The 15783-nt window shown below is 71.1% G+C and carries 12 protein-coding genes and 2 pseudogenes; 3 read left to right on the top strand and 11 right to left on the bottom strand.

The window, feature by feature from the left end; translation table 11 throughout:
- Positions 1-1288 (top strand): annotated as a pseudogene (locus VJ976_RS01345) (hypothetical protein); the annotation flags it as partial.
- A gap of 479 nt (positions 1289-1767) precedes the next feature.
- The gene (locus tag VJ976_RS01340; RefSeq protein WP_324098156.1) at positions 1768-2610 is read left to right on the top strand and encodes an NlpC/P60 family protein; all 843 of its coding nucleotides are present in this window, start codon (positions 1768-1770) and stop codon (positions 2608-2610) included.
- 66 nt (positions 2611-2676) lie between these two features.
- Here VJ976_RS01340 and xsc read toward each other — a convergent pair whose 3' ends face one another.
- From xsc to VJ976_RS01310, 6 genes are all read right to left on the bottom strand, one after another.
- On the bottom strand, positions 2677-4518 hold the full coding sequence (gene xsc, locus VJ976_RS01335) for a sulfoacetaldehyde acetyltransferase (RefSeq protein WP_324098154.1): 1842 nt from the start codon (positions 4516-4518) through the stop codon (positions 2677-2679).
- Positions 4515-6026 carry an aspartate aminotransferase family protein gene (locus VJ976_RS01330; protein ID WP_324098152.1) on the bottom strand — a complete coding sequence of 504 codons (1512 nt, stop codon included), beginning with the start codon at positions 6024-6026 and terminating at the stop codon, positions 4515-4517. The genes xsc and VJ976_RS01330 overlap by 4 nt, the downstream gene beginning before the upstream one ends.
- Positions 6027-6130: 104 nt before the next feature.
- Entirely contained in the window at positions 6131-7594 is a 1464-nt protein-coding gene (locus VJ976_RS01325) for a PLP-dependent aminotransferase family protein (protein WP_324098150.1), read from the bottom strand.
- 6 nt (positions 7595-7600) lie between these two features.
- Positions 7601-8146, bottom strand: coding sequence for an orotate phosphoribosyltransferase (pyrE, locus tag VJ976_RS01320; protein WP_324098148.1), 546 nt, complete (start codon positions 8144-8146; stop codon positions 7601-7603).
- A 38-nt stretch (positions 8147-8184) separates the two neighbouring features.
- Positions 8185-9183 carry a Gfo/Idh/MocA family oxidoreductase gene (locus tag VJ976_RS01315; protein ID WP_324098146.1) on the bottom strand — a complete coding sequence of 333 codons (999 nt, stop codon included), beginning with the start codon at positions 9181-9183 and terminating at the stop codon, positions 8185-8187.
- A 17-nt stretch (positions 9184-9200) separates the two neighbouring features.
- On the bottom strand, positions 9201-9968 hold the full coding sequence (locus VJ976_RS01310; protein ID WP_324098144.1) for an SDR family NAD(P)-dependent oxidoreductase: 768 nt from the start codon (positions 9966-9968) through the stop codon (positions 9201-9203).
- Positions 9969-10019: 51 nt separating this feature from the next.
- Between VJ976_RS01310 and VJ976_RS01305 the strand changes: the two genes are divergently transcribed.
- Complete coding sequence (locus VJ976_RS01305) at positions 10020-10814, top strand: exodeoxyribonuclease III (RefSeq protein WP_324098142.1); 795 nt, start codon at positions 10020-10022, stop codon at positions 10812-10814.
- Between the two features lie 60 nt (positions 10815-10874).
- On the opposite strand, the gene VJ976_RS01300 is transcribed toward VJ976_RS01305, so the two are convergent.
- From VJ976_RS01300 to VJ976_RS01280, 5 genes and pseudogenes are all read right to left on the bottom strand, one after another.
- Entirely contained in the window at positions 10875-12077 is a 1203-nt protein-coding gene (locus VJ976_RS01300) for an MFS transporter (RefSeq protein WP_324098141.1), read from the bottom strand.
- Positions 12074-12664, bottom strand: a complete 591-nt coding sequence (locus VJ976_RS01295) for an HhH-GPD-type base excision DNA repair protein (protein ID WP_324098139.1) — start codon at positions 12662-12664, stop codon at positions 12074-12076. Before VJ976_RS01295 ends, VJ976_RS01300 begins: the two co-directional genes overlap by 4 nt.
- A gap of 61 nt (positions 12665-12725) precedes the next feature.
- Positions 12726-14501 carry an MFS transporter gene (locus tag VJ976_RS01290; RefSeq protein WP_324098137.1) on the bottom strand — a complete coding sequence of 592 codons (1776 nt, stop codon included), beginning with the start codon at positions 14499-14501 and terminating at the stop codon, positions 12726-12728.
- A gap of 20 nt (positions 14502-14521) precedes the next feature.
- The gene (locus VJ976_RS01285; RefSeq protein WP_324098135.1) at positions 14522-15262 is read right to left on the bottom strand and encodes an LppX_LprAFG lipoprotein; all 741 of its coding nucleotides are present in this window, start codon (positions 15260-15262) and stop codon (positions 14522-14524) included.
- Between the two features lie 169 nt (positions 15263-15431).
- Positions 15432-15783, bottom strand: a pseudogene (locus VJ976_RS01280) (hypothetical protein); the annotation flags it as partial.

Below are 15783 nucleotides of genomic sequence, written 5' to 3'. Positions count from 1 at the left end.
GGACCACGAGGACCACGAGGACCACCAGGACCACCAGGACCACGACGACATCCCCGAGGACTCGCGGGCGGCCGGGTTCTCCGAAGTGCAGGAGCCATCGCAGCCTGGCGAGATCGCGACCGTCGACACCCCTGAGGTGGTGGTCGTCGAGACCGTGGAGGTGGCGGAAGGCTCCGGCGAGGAGCCGGACGGGCCGGCCCAGGCCGAGCCCGTCCAGGCGGAGCTGCTTTCCGCCGACGACACGAGCGACGGTGGGAGCGAGGGGGACCAGGCCACCGACGCGGTCGTGGTGGAGGCAGTGGAAGCCGAGGCCGTCGTGGTCGCGCCGGTGGAGCCGACGGACCATGTCGATGAGGAGCAGGACGCCGAGCGCCCGGTCGCCGTCGAGGAGGCGGTCGTCGTCGAGGAGGCGGTGATCATCGAGGAGCCGGACCAGACCGATCAGTCGGCGAACACCGACGAACCGGTGCGGACCGAGGAGCCGCTGGTCGCCGAGGACGCACCGGCCGACGTGCATCCCTCGGCCATGGACCCGGACGCCACCGGAGGCGACGAGGAGCCCGACAGCGTCGACCAGGATGACGAGACCGCCGGGGGCAGCGCATCCGGCGCGATCGGCGGCGCCACGGCGATGTCGGCCCGCAGCACTGCCGGTGAGGACGACCAGCACGACCCGGAGCCCGACCACGTCGCACCGGATGACGAGCACGGCGACGGGCACGGAGAGCACCACGACGAGCACGAAGAGCACCACGCGCGCTATGAGTCTGACGAGCACCTCGAGCAGGCTTCACCGGACGATGAGTCCGGCCTGACCACCTCCGCTGCTCCGGTCGGAGAGGCAGACCCGGTCGACGTAGACCATGAGCCTGCCCAGGAGTCGTCGCCGCTCGAGCACGACGAGGCCCGTTCCGAGGAGGAACCGGCCCACGACGACACGGCCACCGAAGAGGAACCCGTCCACGACGAGACCGTGGACGCTGAGCACACTGAGGACGTCGAGCACGATGAGGACGTCGAGCCGGCACGAGAGCCCGAGACCGAGCCGGATGCCGAGGACTCCGACGAGGTCTTCGTGGTCGAGGGCCCCTACGGGCCAGGCTCGGCCATGCCGGCCGAGGACGGGTCGCACCCGGAGGGCTACGAGATCAAGGGCAACGCCGGCTCGATGCTGTTCCACACGCAGGACTCCCCGGTGTACGCCGACTACTCCCCCGATGTGTGGTTCGACAGCGAGGAGTCAGCGAAAGAGGCCGGTTTCGCGCACTGGGACCGCAAGCGACGCTGACCGAAGCCCCGCGCAGCCCCGTCGGACCGTCCGGCGGGGCTGCTCCTCTGTGAGCCCTGCGCGGGAAGCCGGAGAGGGAGGTCAAGAGCCAGCAAAATCTTCGTCACATGCCTCGCAATGGGCACAGTTACCACATTGTTACCTCTCGCCCCTCTGACCAGCAGGAACATCACACGTTTGTGACCCAAATCACAAAAACTACTTTCAAGTTTCTCGCCGTGTCGCCTTGACCTGCGGGTTTAGGGGGTTGATCGAGCCTGCACGATCGGCTTCACTCGGCCTCGTCCCACACTGCCGGCGAAATGGATTGGTCTATGAGTGACGAGCTCGCGACGACATGTCGCCCTCGGGGAGGGGCGTCCCGTCATCGGTACGACACACGCCGACCCGCGCTGTTGTTGGCTGCGGCGGCCCTCCCCTTCGGTTCGGCGGGCCAGGCACAGGCCGCGCCGGCGGATGCCGCGCCCACCGCGCGCACGATGGCACCGACCGCGGTGCAGCCTCCAGCCGCTCCCCACGCCGAGGCCATGTTGCTGCCGAGCACTCGGGTGACCCGCTACGTGGCCGTCGGGATCGCCAACGTGCGCTCCGGCCCCAGCACCGGGTACCGCGTGGTCTCCCAGATGCGCCGCGGCCAACGCGTCAGCGGCACCCGCCTGAGCAACGGATGGATCAGGATGTCCGGAGGCCGCTACATCTCCGGCTCCATCCTCAGCGGATCCCACCGCACCCCCACCAGCACCTCGGGCACCTCGACCCGCTCCTCCGGCACGGTGACCCGCTACGTCACTGCCAGCCTGGGCAACGTCCGCTCGGGCCCTGGGACGCGTCACGGCGTGGTGAGCACCCTTTCTCGCGGGAGCCGGGTGAGCGGCACCGCCACCAGCAACGGATGGATCAGGATGTCCGGAGGCCGCTACATCTCCGGCTCCATCCTCAGCGGATCCTCCTCCTCGTCGTCCAGGTCGGTGTCGCGAGCCAGCACGGGCGCGTCCACGAGCAGTGTCATCGCGGAGGCTCGGCGGCACGTGGGCACCATGTATCTCTGGGGCGGGGCCTCTCCGGCCGGGTTCGACTGTTCCGGGTTCGTGCAGTACGTCTACGGCAAGGTCGGCGTGTCGCTGCCCCGAGTGGTGGCCCAGCAACGAGCGGTCGCGAGGCCCGTCAGCTCCCCGCGCGTCGGAGATCTGGTGTTCTGGGGGACGTGGCACGTGGCCATCTACGCCGGCAACGGCTACATCTACGACAGTGGGCGGGCCGGGCTGCCGGTGCAGAAGAGGCGGATGTTCTCGGGGGTCACCGGCTACGGTCGAGTCGGCTGACCGAGTGCCACGGCGACGACCGTGGCGCCGAGCGCGCCGCGCGTCGCCGCCGCGAGGCGTCACCGCTCAGACATAGTCCCGGTACTTCTCCAACAGCCGCACCGGCTTGGACAGCGCGTCCTTACGGAACGGGTCACCCAGCTCCCGGGTGCACATGATCTCGATGACGCACGTCTTGCCCTGCAGCATCTGCATGTCGATGGCCTGCTGCAGGGCCGGGCCGACCTGGTCGAGCTGGTCGACGACGATGCCTTCGGCACCCATAGCCCGGGCGATCCCGGCGAAGCTCTCGCTCACCAGCTCCTCGGCCACGAAACGCCGGTCGTAGAAGTCGACCTGGTTCTTCTTCTCGGCGCCCCACTGGCGGTTGTGGAAGACCACAGCGGTGACGGGGATGTCGTGGCGCACCGCAGTCATCACCTCACCCATGCTCATCCCCCACGCACCGTCACCGGCGTAGGCGACTGCCGGGCGCTCGGGCGCCGCCGCCTTGGCGCCGATGATCGTGGGCAGGGCGTAGCCGCAGTTGCCGAACGACATCGGGGCCAGGAACGAGCGGGGCTCGTCGAAGCGCAGGTAGGAGTTGGCCACGGAGTTGATGTTGCCGATGTCGGTGGAGACCATGACCCGGGCAGGGAGCGCCTTCTCCAGCTCGCGGAGCACCTGGCGCGGATGCAGCCAACTGCCCTCCTCGGCGTCGGCCTCGGCGATCACGTCCAGGCTGTAGTCGTCGAGCTCGTGCGTCCACTCGTCCAGCTCGGACTCCCAGGCCTGCTGCTCGGCGCGCATCGCGGCCGCCCGCTCCTCGCGCGTGGCGTCGCAGGCGAGTACCCGACCGGCCAGCCGGTCGGTGAGGGCCACGGCCGCGTCGCGAGCGTCGCCGCAGATCCCCACCGAGATCTTCTTGACCAGGCCCAGCATCGTGCGGTCGGCGTCGATCTGGATGATCGCCGCGTCCTTGGGCCAGTAGTCCAGGCCGTGCTGCGGCAGAGTGCCGAACGGACCCAGCCTCGAGCCGACGACGAGCACGACGTCGGCCTGCGAGATGAGCTTCATCGCCGCTTTGGACCCCTGGTAACCCAACGGCCCGCACCATTGCGGGTGCGAGGCCGGGAAGGAGTCGTTGTGCAGGTAGCTGTTGACCACCGGCGCCCCGAGGCGCTCGGCCAGGGCGACGCACTCGGCCACCCCGTCGGCCATGACGACACCCCCGCCGGAGACCACCACGGGGAAGCGCGCGGTGGCCAGGAGGTCGGCCGCCTCCTCGAGGCTGCGAGAGCCACCAGGCCCACGGTCGAGGTCCATCGGCTGGGGGATCTCGGTCTCGATCTCACCGTAGAAGTAGTCCCGGGGGATGTTGAGCTGGGTCGGGCCCATCTCGCTCAGAGCGCGGTCGAACGCACGACCGGTGAGCTCGGCCATCCGCTTGGGGTTGTTCACATGCGCCTGGTACTTGGTGAACTCCTCGAACATCGGCAGCTGGTTGGCCTCCTGGAAGCCGCCCAGCCCCACGCCCATCGTGCCGGTCTCCGGGGTGATCATCACCACGGGGCTGTGCGCCCAGTACGCCGCGGCGATGGCCGTGACGCAGTTCGTCACCCCCGGGCCGTTCTGACCGACGACCACCCCGTGCCGGCCCGACACCCGCGAGTATCCGTCGGCCATGTGCGCCGCGCCCTGCTCGTGCACGACGGGTACCAGCCGGATGCCGGCGGGCGCGAAGATGTCCATCGCGTCCATGAAGGCCGAGCCCATGATCCCGAAGATGTCGCGAACACCGTAGGCGGCCATCGTCTCCACGAAGGCCTCGGACGGGGTCATCCGCCGCACGCCCTGGGTCACCTCCGCCGGCTGCCCCTGCTCTTCCTCGAGGTCGACGTGGGCGAGGAACTGTGTCGTCTGGCTCATCGTGCTCCCTTTCCGGCCATCTGCGGCCCGGTGGTGTCGGTCTGGAGGCGGCGCCGAGACGGCCCGCGGGTGACGGGGTGGTCAGCGGCGAACCCGGCGAGTCCGTGCGGCGTCAACCCGCGTCGGGCCGTTCCGGCCAGGTACGCCCCGGCGGCATCCATCACCGCGTCGACCCCGGCCAGAAGCTCGTCGAGCACCGCGGCGTCGGCGATCAGTGGCGGACACAGCATCAGCAACACCGCCCCACGGTCGTCCGGCCGCGTGATGAGGCCCACCTCACGCATCGCCCGGGGCATGACCTCCCGGACCAGCTCGACACCCTCCTGCTCGGTCAGCGGCCGGCCGGTGCGACGGTCGGCGGTGAGCTCCAGGGCGTAGAAGTACCCCGTTCCCCGCCACTCCTTCACGCAGTCGTGGCCGGCCACGATCTCGTCCAGCCCGGCCTGGAAGGGGGGCTCCATCCGGCGCACGTGGTCCAGGACGCCCTCGTCGCGCATGGCGCTGATGTTCGCGGCCGCGACGGCAGTGGACACCGGGTGCCCGCCCCAGGTCGCTCCGTGGGTGAACATCCCCGCCTGCGGCGAGTCCAGCAGCGCCTCACCCAGCGCGGCACGCACGAGCACCCCGCCCATGGGGGCGTACCCCGAGGTGGACCCCTTGGCGAAGGTCAGCAGGTCGGGTACCACCTCGTACCTGGTGCTGCCGAACCACTGCCCGGTGCGCCCGAAGCCGGTGATGACCTCGTCGGCGACCAGCAGGATGCCGTAGCGGTCACAGATCGAGCGCAGCTCCTGCCAGTAGCCCCGGGGCGGCACCAGGGCTCCCCGTGAGTTCTGCACCGGCTCGGCGAAGATCGCGGCGACGGTCTCGGGCCCCTCCTCCTCGATGACCTCGACGATGCGCCGCACGCTGGGCAGATCCGCGGCGCTGCCTCCCTCGGGCACCACCTCACCCAAGGTGTGGGGCACGTGCCGCACCCCGGGCATGAGCGGGCCGAACGGCGCCTTGAACTTCGGGATGCCGGTCACGGCCAGCGCGCCCAGCGTCGTGCCGTGGTAGGACATCTCGCGCGAGATGATCTTGGTGCGCTGGGGCTGGCCCTGGCTGCGGTGGTACTGGCGGGCGAACTTGATCGCCGACTCCACGGCCTCGGATCCGGAGTTGACGAAGAACACCTTCTCGAGGTCGCCGGGGGCCAGCTCCGCGATGAGGGTCGCCGCCTCCACGGCGGCGGGGTGCGCGGCGCCCCAGTTGGTCCAGTAGGCCAGCTGCCCCATCTGCTTGAACGCCGTGGCCGGGATGTCCTGGCGGCCATGCCCGAGGTTCACGCAGAACAGGCCGGCGAGGCCGTCGAGCCAGCGCCGCCCGCGGTCGTCGTACAGGTGGCAGCCCTGACCGCGGACGATGACCGGGAGGTCCTCGTCGCGCCAGACCGTGCCGCGGGTGAAGTGCGGGAACAGGTGCTGTCGCGCTCGGGCGCGTACGTCGGTGACGTCGAGGGTTACCAACCCGGACCTCCTTCAGTGCAGAACGGTTCCTCCACTGTGGAGGAGCGATCTGGACTGTCACCAGAGCCAGACCGCACCAATTCGCTGGTACCAGTAGGGGGCCCTCAGCGGCTGAGATGGCGCTCGATGACCTTCGCCAGAACCCGGACGCCGGGGTCGATGGTCCGCACGTCGATAGCCGCGAACCCGAGCCTGAGGTGGTTGCGCTGACCCTGCGGGTCACGGAAGTAGGTGTCTCCGCGCTCGACGACGACGCCGGCCCGCAGCGCGTGCCTCACCACCTCCGCGGCGTCGAGCTCGACCGGGCCGGGCACCCACAGGCTGCCACCGCCCGGCGGCGCCGGGATCGGCCAGCCGAGGTGGCGGTCCAGTGACTCCGTCAGCCGGGACCAGCGCTGCGACAGGCTCGCTCGCCGGCGCCGGATGGTGCGGTGGTAGTGGCCGTCGGCGATGAACAGGGCCATCGCCCGCTGCAGGTGGCCCGACGGGTGGCGCAGGATGTAGCGCCGTAGGTAGCGCAGCTCGGTGACCACCTCCGGCGCGGCGACGAGGTAGCCCAGCCGCAGACCGGGGGCGATGAACTTGGAGAAGGTCCCCAGGTAGACCACCCGCTCACTGTCGGGCATGGCCCGCAGCGCTGGCGTCGGGCTGCCGGCGTAGCGCAGCTCACTCTCGTAGTCGTCCTCGACGACCAGGAAGTCGTCGAGGGCGGCGCGGCGCAGAATCTGGCGGCGACGCGCCGCCGAGAGGGTGACGTTGGTCGGACTGTGGTGGCTGGGGGTCAAGGCGACCAGGTCCAGCCCGAGCGGAACCTCGGGGGGCTGGACCCCCGCCTCGTCCACCGGCAACGAGACCATCTCCGCACCGGCCAGCCCGAGCACGTGCCGGGTGTCCGGATAGCCCGGCTCCTCGACGCCGACGCGGGAGCCCGGGCGCAGCACGGCTCGCGCGAGGAGGTCCAGCCCCTGCTGCGATCCGAGCGTCACGAGCACCTGCTCCGGCTCCACCTGGATACCGCGGGCCGGGAGCACACTGCGGCACAGCTGCTGCAGCAGCTCGGGGTCGTCGGCATCCACCCCGTCGCGCAGGCTGTAGTGCTGGTGCGGAGGGCGCAGCGCTTCCCGCAGGGCGCGGGTCCACGGCAGCACCGGGAAGGTCGCGTGGTCGACCTGACCGCCGACGAACGGGTAGGGATAGTGGCGCCAGTCACGCACCTTCTCGATCTCCGCCATGCCCGAGTGCAGCCGCGGCCTCAGATGACGCCCCCAGTCGACCGTGCCCTCGTCAGTCGCACTCTCCCCCCGCAGCGCCTCCCCCACCATGTCGCGGTTGACCACCAGGCCGCGTCGCGGACGGGCCTCTACGAAGCCCTCCGCCTCCAGCTCGGCGTAGGCGGCGTTCACGGTGTTGCGTGAGAGCCCGAGCTCGCGGGCCAGCGCGCGCGAGGAGGGGAGGGGCAGGTTGGGGTCCAGCGCTCCCGTGGCGATCTCGTGCTCCAGGGACAGTCTCAGCTGGCGGTACAGCGGCACCGTGGACCCGCGCTCGAGGGCGATGCGGGTCGAGACCATGCGCGCTCAGGCCAGACCCAGGTCCTGCAGGCTGTAGGCCGCGCGGTACTTCAGCCCGTGCTCACGGATCGCGGCGGCCGCCCCGCTGTCGCGGTCGGCGATCACCGCCACCGCGACCACCTCGGCCCCCGCGGTGCGGCAGGCCGACACCGCCGTGAGCGGGGAGCCGCCGGTGGTGGAGGTGTCCTCCACCACCAGCACCCGGCGCCCGCTGACGCTCGGTCCTTCGATCTGCTGCTGCATCCCGTAGGCCTTGCCCGACTTGCGCACCACGAACGCATCACGACGCCGCCCGTCGGCGGCGGAGGCGTGCAACATGGCCGCAGCCACCGGGTCGGCGCCCATGGTGAGCCCTCCCACGGCGTCGAAGTCGAGATCGTGCACCAGCGCGTTCATCACCTGCCCCACCAGGGGCGCCGCGACTCCGTCGAGAGTGACCCGGCGCAGGTCCACGTAGTAGTCGGCCTGGGCGCCGGAGGACAGGGTCACGGCGCCGTGCACCACAGCCTGGTCTCGGATGATCGACAACAGCTCGTCCCGGGCGGTGCTCACGGTCCCCGACCCTAGCCCGTCGGCGACTGCGGTGGTGCTCAGCCGAGGTCGAGGTCGAGGTCGTCCTCGTGGTGGACGCCCAGACGCTCGCAGGCCTCGTTCAACACGCGCTGCACGGCGAGTGAGTCCTCCAGCGGCATGACGGCGGACTCGGTCCTCCCGGCCCGAAGGCAGTCGCTGACCTCGATCAGCTCATGGCTGTATCCGGTGCCCAGAGGCGGAGCGTCGATGACGCGCGGCTCCTCGTCCGGGCGGGTCAGCGTGACCTGATGGGGGTGGTGGAAGCGTGAGGCGACGTCGATCCACCCGTCGGTGCCGACGATCCGGGCCGTGCCGGGCGAGGGCCCGCGCAGCGAGCAGCTCACCAGTCCGGCGCGGCCGTCATCGTAGGCCAGCAGCATGGCCGCGTCGAGGTCGACCCCGGTGGAGGCGAGCGAGCCGGTGACCTCCATCCGGTCGGGGGTGCCGAGGAAGTGCTGCGCGAACGACACGACGTACACACCGAGATCCAGCATGGCCCCGCCGGCCAGCTCCTTGCTGAACAGCCGGTCACCGGCGTCGAAGTCACGCTGCACCCCCAGATCGGCCTGCACGGTACGCACCTCGCCGATCGCCCCGTCGGTGATGAGGTCACGGGTGGCCACGACCGCAGGCTGGAAGCGGGTCCACATCGCCTCCATGGCGAAGACCTGTCGCTGCTGGGCAGTCTCGATGAGCTTCTGCGCACCCTCGACCGTGGCGGTGAGGGCCTTCTCCACCAGCACGGCCTTGCCGGCCTCGAGCGCGGCGGTGGCGATGGCCACGTGCTGCGGATGCGGGGTGGCGATGTAGAGCACGTCGACCTCCGGGTCCTCGATGAGGGCCCGGTAGCTGCCGTGTGCGCGCTCGATGCCGAAGTCGTCGGCGAAGGACCGCGCGCGGTCCGTAGAGCGTGAGCCCACCGCCACGACCCGGGCGCCCTCGACGTGCTCGAAGTCCCTGACCACGGCCTGCGCGATCCGCCCGGGTCCGGCGATGCCCCATCTGATCTCATGCATGACGGACACCCTAGGGGTCAACGTCGGACCGTGCTCACCCGTCGCGACACTCGCCGCACTACCGGGCGCGGAACCGAGCGGGCCAGACCGACCAGGAGCCGGTACTGCAGCGAGGGCACCGAGACGACATGTCCGGCCGCGACGTCGTGGAGGGCGTCCAGGGCGACCCGGTGGGCGTCCAGCCACATCCCCTCGGGCAGCCAGCCCATGTTCATCTGGGCCCGGTCGTGGAACTCGGTCCGGATGAAGCCGGGGCACAACGCCGTGACCGTCACGCCGCTCCCGGCCAGGTCCGAGGACAGCCCCTCGGAGAAGACGGTCGTCCAGGCTTTGTCGGCCGAGTAGGTGCCGACGGTCGCGAACGAGGCGACCGACGAGACGTTGAGGATGGCTCCGTGTCCCCGGCGGCGCATCGGCTCGGCCGCGGCGTGGCTGAGCACCATCACCGCACGGACCATGACGTCGAGAGCGCGCTCCTCCTCGGCGATGTCGCCGTTGACGAAGCCGGCCTTGATCCCGAAGCCGGCGTTGTTCACCACCAGGTCGACCGGGCGGGCGGCGTCGCCGACGCGGTCGGCCACGCGTTGCAGCTGGCCGCGGTCGGCGAGGTCGGCGCCCAACGCCTCCGCGTGGACGCCGTGGCGACGGCGCAGCTCGTCGGCGATCTGCTGCAGCCGACCCTCGTCGCGGGCGACCAGCACCACGTCATGGCCGCGGGCGGCCAGCTCGATCGCGAACGCGCGACCCAGGCCGGCCGAGGCGCCGGTGACCAGAGCAGTTCCCATCGCGTCACCGTAGCGGCCGGGCCGGGGGTGGACACACCTACAGTGGGGGCTGTGCGCATCGCTTCGTGGAACGTCAACAGCATCCGGGCTCGCGTCGACCGGGTGGTCGCCTTCCTCGAGCGGCACGACGTGGACGTGCTGGCCATCCAGGAGACGAAGTGCCGCGACGACCAGCTGCCACTCCTGGCCTTCGAGGCGGCCGGGTACGAGGTGGCCCACGTCGGTTTCAACCAGTGGAACGGGGTGGCGATCGCCTCCCGGGTGGGGTTGGAGGACGTCCAGCCCGGCTTCGACGGAATGCCGTTGTGGGGGGACAGCCAGGCGGCCGAGGCCCGGGCGATGTCGGCGCTGTGCGCCGGGGTGCGCGTCTGGTCGCTGTACGTGCCCAACGGCCGCGGCCTCGAGGACCCGCACATGGTCTACAAGCTGGCGTGGCTCGAGCAGCTGGCGGCGTGCTCGGCGGGATGGCTCACGGCCGATCCACAAGCTCAGATCGCGCTGATGGGCGACTGGAACATCGCTCCCCAGGACGACGACGTCTGGTCGATGGACTACTACCGCGACAAGTCACACGTCAGTGAGCCGGAGCGGGCCGCCTTCCGGGCGGTCCTGGACGCGGGCTACAGCGACGTGGTGCGCCCGCATGCTCCCGGGCCGGGCACCTACACCTACTGGGACTACACCCAGCTGGCGTTCCCGAAGAAACGGGGCATGCGGATCGACTTCTGCCTGGCCTCCGCCGCGCTCGCCGCACGGGTCGGAGGCGCGTTCATCGACCGCGAGGAGCGCAAGGGCAAGGGAGCCAGCGACCATGCCCCCGTTGTCATCGACCTGACAGCGGGGTGAGCATCGACGCGCAGCGCAGCGAGCATCGGAGCGCAACCCCGCGCGGAAGTGTCGACCGAGTCATCGACGTGAGTGGGTAGGCCGGACGAGCGCGACGGGGATGGTGAGGGCGCTGACAGCCGCGGCAGCGACCAGCGCGGTGGAGAAGTCGTACCCGGCCGCGAGCAGGCCCACCAGCACGGATCCCAGACCGGTGCCGGCGTCGAAGCCGACGTTCCACACGGCGCTGGCGAGCTGAGTGTGCCGCCGGGTCACCACCGAGAACGCGAGGACGAGCGTCAGGTTCTGTAGTGCGCCGTAGCTGATCCCCACCAGCGCCGCCGCGGCGACGAAGCCGGCCGCGGCCCAGCGTGAGGAGCCGTCCCCACTGACCACCCATGCGCACAGCAGCATCCCGAGCACCGTCAGCAGGGTCAGCGGCCAGATGAAGGGGTGCGCACCGAAGCGGTCGGCGAGGCCGCCAGCCCCCCACCGGGCCAGCGCAGCGGTCGCGCCGATCGCGAACAGCGCGAGGGTGGACGCGACCGTGTTGTCGGTCATCTGTGGCGCGAAGGTCGTGAGCGCACCGCCGCACAGGGTGACGCCGAGCAACAGGACCGTGGGCCGCAGCAAGAGCACCCCGGCCCTTCCCGCCCCCATGTCGTCTGCTTCGTCCGAGGCAGCACCCGTGGCATCGAGCATCGGCCGGCCCTTGACCGGCGGCTCGGGGAGGTGGCGTGCGAGCCTGACCACCGCCGGTAACCCAGCCACCGGGAGCGCCGCGATGGCGAACACCCATCCGAAACCCCACGTCTGCGCGATCCACGGGCCGAGGGGCAGGAGCACGAGGTTCGGGAGAGCGACGGCAAGACCGTAGGCGCCGATCGCCGCGCCGCGGCGCGCCGGGTCGACGAGCTCGGCCACCGCGGCGCTTCCGGTGACCGTCAGGATGCCGAACCCCACGCCACGCACGGCCGAGAGCAGGAGGATGGGGCCAAGGTCGTTGCTGACGACGTGGCCCAGAGCGGGCAGACCCATGAACACCATGCCGGCGCCCATGACGCGTGCCCAGCCGAAGCGACGCAGCATCCCGGGAACGAACAGCTGGGTGAGCACGGTGAACAGCAGGAGCACGCCGTTGACCAGACCGGCCCCGGCCGCAGTGGCCCCGCCCTCGACAGCCCAGAGAGGCGCGGTCGGCAGCAGAGTGCCGTAGCCCGCGAAGCCGGTCAGCGTGAACGCGATGAGCGCGGGCATCCCGCGCTCAGTGAAGACGCTGGTCACGCGGTGGTGGGTTGTGCTGCCTTGGCAGCCGCTTTCTTCTCCTTCTTCCACTGCCGCACCCGGTCCAGGGAGTCCTCGTCGACGACGTCGGCGATGGACATCGTCGTGCCGTCCTGCCCGTAGTCACCGGCGGCCTCGCGCCATCCCGCAGCCTGCAGACCGCACTGCTTGCCCAGCAGCGCCACGAAGATCCTGGCCTTCTGGTCGCCGAACCCTGGCAAGGCCTTCAGCCGCTTGAGCACGGTGCGCCCGTCGGGCTCGCCGCAGGTCCAGATACCGGCGGTGTCACCCTGGTAGTCGCGCATCACCGCCGTCGCGAGGTCGTGCACCCGGCGGCCCATGGAGGCAGGGAAGCGGTGCACGGCCGGCGGAGTGGCGCACACCGTGACGAACTCGTCGGGGTCCATCAGCGCGATCATGGCCGGGTCGACGCTGCCCAACCGCTCGGCCAGCTTGCGCGGGCCGGCGAAGGCGACTTCCATTGGGATCTGCTGGTCGAGCAGCATCCCGACCAGCAAGGCGAAGGGGTTCTGGCTCAGCAGGCGGTCAGCCTCAGCGTCGCCGACCAGGTGCAGGTACGTGCTCATGGCCGAAGTGTGGCACGAAATCGTGGTCGGCCGACCGCCCGCGGCCGGGCACGCGAGGCGCTCATCTGCGCGCGGCACGCTGCTGCGCGGGCGTCTGGGCCGGAGAGCGCCGCAGGCCGAGTCCCAAGGCCACCACGGCGGCCGCGGCGGCGGCCAGAGCCGCTCCGGCGAACACGGTCTGCACCTGCACGACACCCGTCTCGAGCAGCGCCTGCGCCTCGACCGGCTCCGGCAGCACGGCCACGGCGTCGTAGTAGCGCCGTAGCCCGACCGCGGTCAGCGACGCCAAGCCGACGACCATGCCGACCATGCGGGAGACGATGACCAGCGAGCTCACCGTCCCGTGCGCTGAGGCCGGGGCGTCGGCGAGCGCAGCGTCGTTCGTCGGCGCCAGGGCCATCCCGACGCCGAGGCCTGCCGCAGCCAAGGTCAGAGTGGTGCCGAGCCCAGCCGCCAGCGACCCGACGGTCCAGGTGGCCATCACGGCCAGCGACGCAGCGGTCAGGGCCAGGCCGGGCGCCGCAACAAGACCGGGGGCGATCCAGCGCAGCAGGGCACCGCCCAGGACGGCCCCGACCGGCACCGCGACCAGGAACCGCAGGAGCACGAGCGCCGCCTGGGTCTGGGTGGACTGGCCGTCCAGCCGGGCGAGGAGGGGTACGTCGACGACAACGGCGACGAGGGCGGCCCCCACGAGCACGCTGACCACCAGCGCGGGCCACACCCGGCCACGCACCACGTGGGTGCCGACCAGGGGTTCCGCAGCGGTGCGTTGGCGGATCACAAAGCCGACCGCGGCGAGCGCTCCGACCGGCAGTAGCCACAGGCCCCAGGGCCCGAGCACCTCGACCTCCGGGTCGGCGGAGGAGAAGGTCAGCACCACACTGCCGAGGGCGACACCGACCAGGCCAGCCCCGAGCAGGTCGGCCCGCCGCAGCAGCGGCAGCCAGCGCAACGCGGCCACCACCGCCAGGACCAGAAGCACTCCGAGGGTGACCAGCCCGACGGGTGTCAGCACCCGCGACGTGGACTCGTCGACCAGAGGGACGAACGGGCCGCCGTAGGCCACAGACGTGGTCAGCGACTCCGGCGGCACCAGGGTCAGCACGCCGAGCACCACGGCCGCCGTAGCCAGGGCACCGAGGGCCACCGTGCGGGCACGCGAGGCGGCGCCCGGGCCCCCACCTCCAGGCGCCCCACGACTTCGCCGGGACCCTCCCTCCGGCAGAGAAGTCGGCATACCCGCACCGACCAGCGCGACCCCGGCGCAGAACAGCAGGCCCAGGCCGAAGTTGAGCCAGAAGATGCCTCGCCAGTCGGCGACCAGCAGCACCGCGGCGCCCAGCAACGGGCCGAGCACGGCGCCGAACTCCTGCACGCCGCCGACCACGCCCAGCGGCAGGCCGCGCCTGCCCGGCGGCCACAGGTCGGCCACCAACGCGAGCGTGGCGGGGACCAGCCCTCCCCCGCCCAGTCCCTGCAAGAGGCGACCGGCCACCATCACCGGCAGCTCGACGGCCACCGCCGTGATCGCCGAACCGACAGCGAAAACCACCAGGCAGGCGATGAGGATGCGTTGCCGGGGCACCAGGTCGGCCAGCCGACCGATGAGGGGCAGCACCGCGATGTAGCCGAGCAGGAAGCCGGAGATGATCGGCGTGCCCCGTTGCAGCGACTCGATCCCCAGACCGGCGCCGGCCATCATGTCCGGCAGGGCCAGCACCACCACATACGTGTCGGCGGCGGCCAGCATGACCGCGAGCGCTGCGACGCCCAGCAGGACGCGCGACCGGCCCCGTCCGGGGTTCGCCCCGGCAGAGGCGGGCGCTGCGCTCATGGGCTCACCCGCTCACCGGCTCACGGAGCGGTGACCGTCACCGGTTCGCCGTAGTCGTCCAGGGTGAGGGTGTAGGTGGACGTGGCCGGAGGGTAGAACTCGCCGGTCAGGGTCACCGTACGCACCTCCCAGCCCTGTTCGATGAGGCCGTAGACCACCTCGAAGCCCTCATCTCCCGACCCCACATCGAGCACCCGGACGACCAGGTCCCCGGGCAGGGTTCCGGTCACCTCCTGCACGATCTCCTGGCCGGCGCGGCGCTGCTCGCCGAACTCGGGGGACTCGGTCTGCTGCAGCAGCGAGGCCACCCCGACCTCGCTGTCGAACAGCCGGGCGGGATCGGGCACCCCAAGCTCCTCGGGGTCGGTGGCGATGAAGCCCGGGGCGAAGGGGAGCTTGACGTAGAGCGCATCGTCGACCGCAATGGTGGGCACGTCGGCCTGTACTCCAGACAGTCTGGCGGTGATGGTGCCGTCGAAGGCCGCCGGGTCCATCGTGCCCGCCCCGTCGGCGGAGATGACGTAGGTGTTCCGGTCCTCCGGCAGATCGGTGCCCTCGAGCAGCAGGGACACCGAGCCGGCGTCGGTGAAGGCGGCGTACGCCTGGTCGAGCCGGTCCTGCGCGGTCGGCTCGTCCTGCGTCTGCTCCGTGTCGTCGGGTTCGGACGAGCCACTGCACGCGCCGAGCGTCAGTGCCACGGTTGCGGCCATGGCGCACAGCAGTCCCCGGTTTGCGGAGACGGGGCGCACGTGGCGGCTCATGTCTGACCTGTCCGGTGGGCGGCACGACGTACCCAGTATGCCGTCCACCTGGTTGCACCGACAGAACGAGGTCTCTCCTACACAGCCGGCACAGCACGAGCGGTACAGCGACGGCAGTCCTCGGCCTGACCCCCTGAGCTGACCTGACCTTCGCGTCATGCTGCGCCGGTCACGGCCGGGGCAGCGCCCACAGTGAGAGTCGGAGCAGAGGGACGAAGCCCACCTTCTCGGCACCGGGGCGGCTGAAGTCGCTGAAGACGCCCGTCATCCAGACGTCGGGGGTGTGCTGCAACCTCGCGACCGCGTGCCCGAGCCAGTGGCCGCGACGACGGGCCGCGGGCCGGGTGACCCCGAGCGCGAAGCTGCCGATCCCGTGGTCGACGAAGGAGGTGCCCAGGCTCACCGGACGCCCGTCCTCGTAGCCGACCCAGAAGGCGAAGCGGGCGTCCTGGAGCAGGCTCGGGTCGGCCACGGCGCCGGGAGGGGCACCGCTGAGCTCGGGCATGGGGTAGCCCTCGACC

It is taken from the genome of Ornithinimicrobium sp. (assembly GCF_035267225.1).
Classification (GTDB): domain Bacteria; phylum Actinomycetota; class Actinomycetes; order Actinomycetales; family Dermatophilaceae; genus Ornithinicoccus.
The sequence above is the reverse complement of the archived record's forward strand: the minus strand, read 5'-3'. Positions and strand labels throughout refer to the sequence as shown.

Coding starts and splice junctions, on each gene's coding strand:
- VJ976_RS01340 (WP_324098156.1), top strand. CDS start 1,768: ATGGCACCGACCGCGGTGCAGCCTCCAGCCGCTCCCCACGCCGAGGCC.
- VJ976_RS01290 (WP_324098137.1), bottom strand. CDS start 14,501: ATGAGCGCAGCGCCCGCCTCTGCCGGGGCGAACCCCGGACGGGGCCGG.
- VJ976_RS01325 (WP_324098150.1), bottom strand. CDS start 7,594: ATGGTCTCGACCCGCATCGCCCTCGAGCGCGGGTCCACGGTGCCGCTG.
- VJ976_RS01295 (WP_324098139.1), bottom strand. CDS start 12,664: ATGAGCACGTACCTGCACCTGGTCGGCGACGCTGAGGCTGACCGCCTG.
- VJ976_RS01310 (WP_324098144.1), bottom strand. CDS start 9,968: ATGGGAACTGCTCTGGTCACCGGCGCCTCGGCCGGCCTGGGTCGCGCG.
- VJ976_RS01315 (WP_324098146.1), bottom strand. CDS start 9,183: ATGCATGAGATCAGATGGGGCATCGCCGGACCCGGGCGGATCGCGCAG.
- VJ976_RS01285 (WP_324098135.1), bottom strand. CDS start 15,262: ATGAGCCGCCACGTGCGCCCCGTCTCCGCAAACCGGGGACTGCTGTGC.
- xsc (WP_324098154.1), bottom strand. CDS start 4,518: ATGAGCCAGACGACACAGTTCCTCGCCCACGTCGACCTCGAGGAAGAG.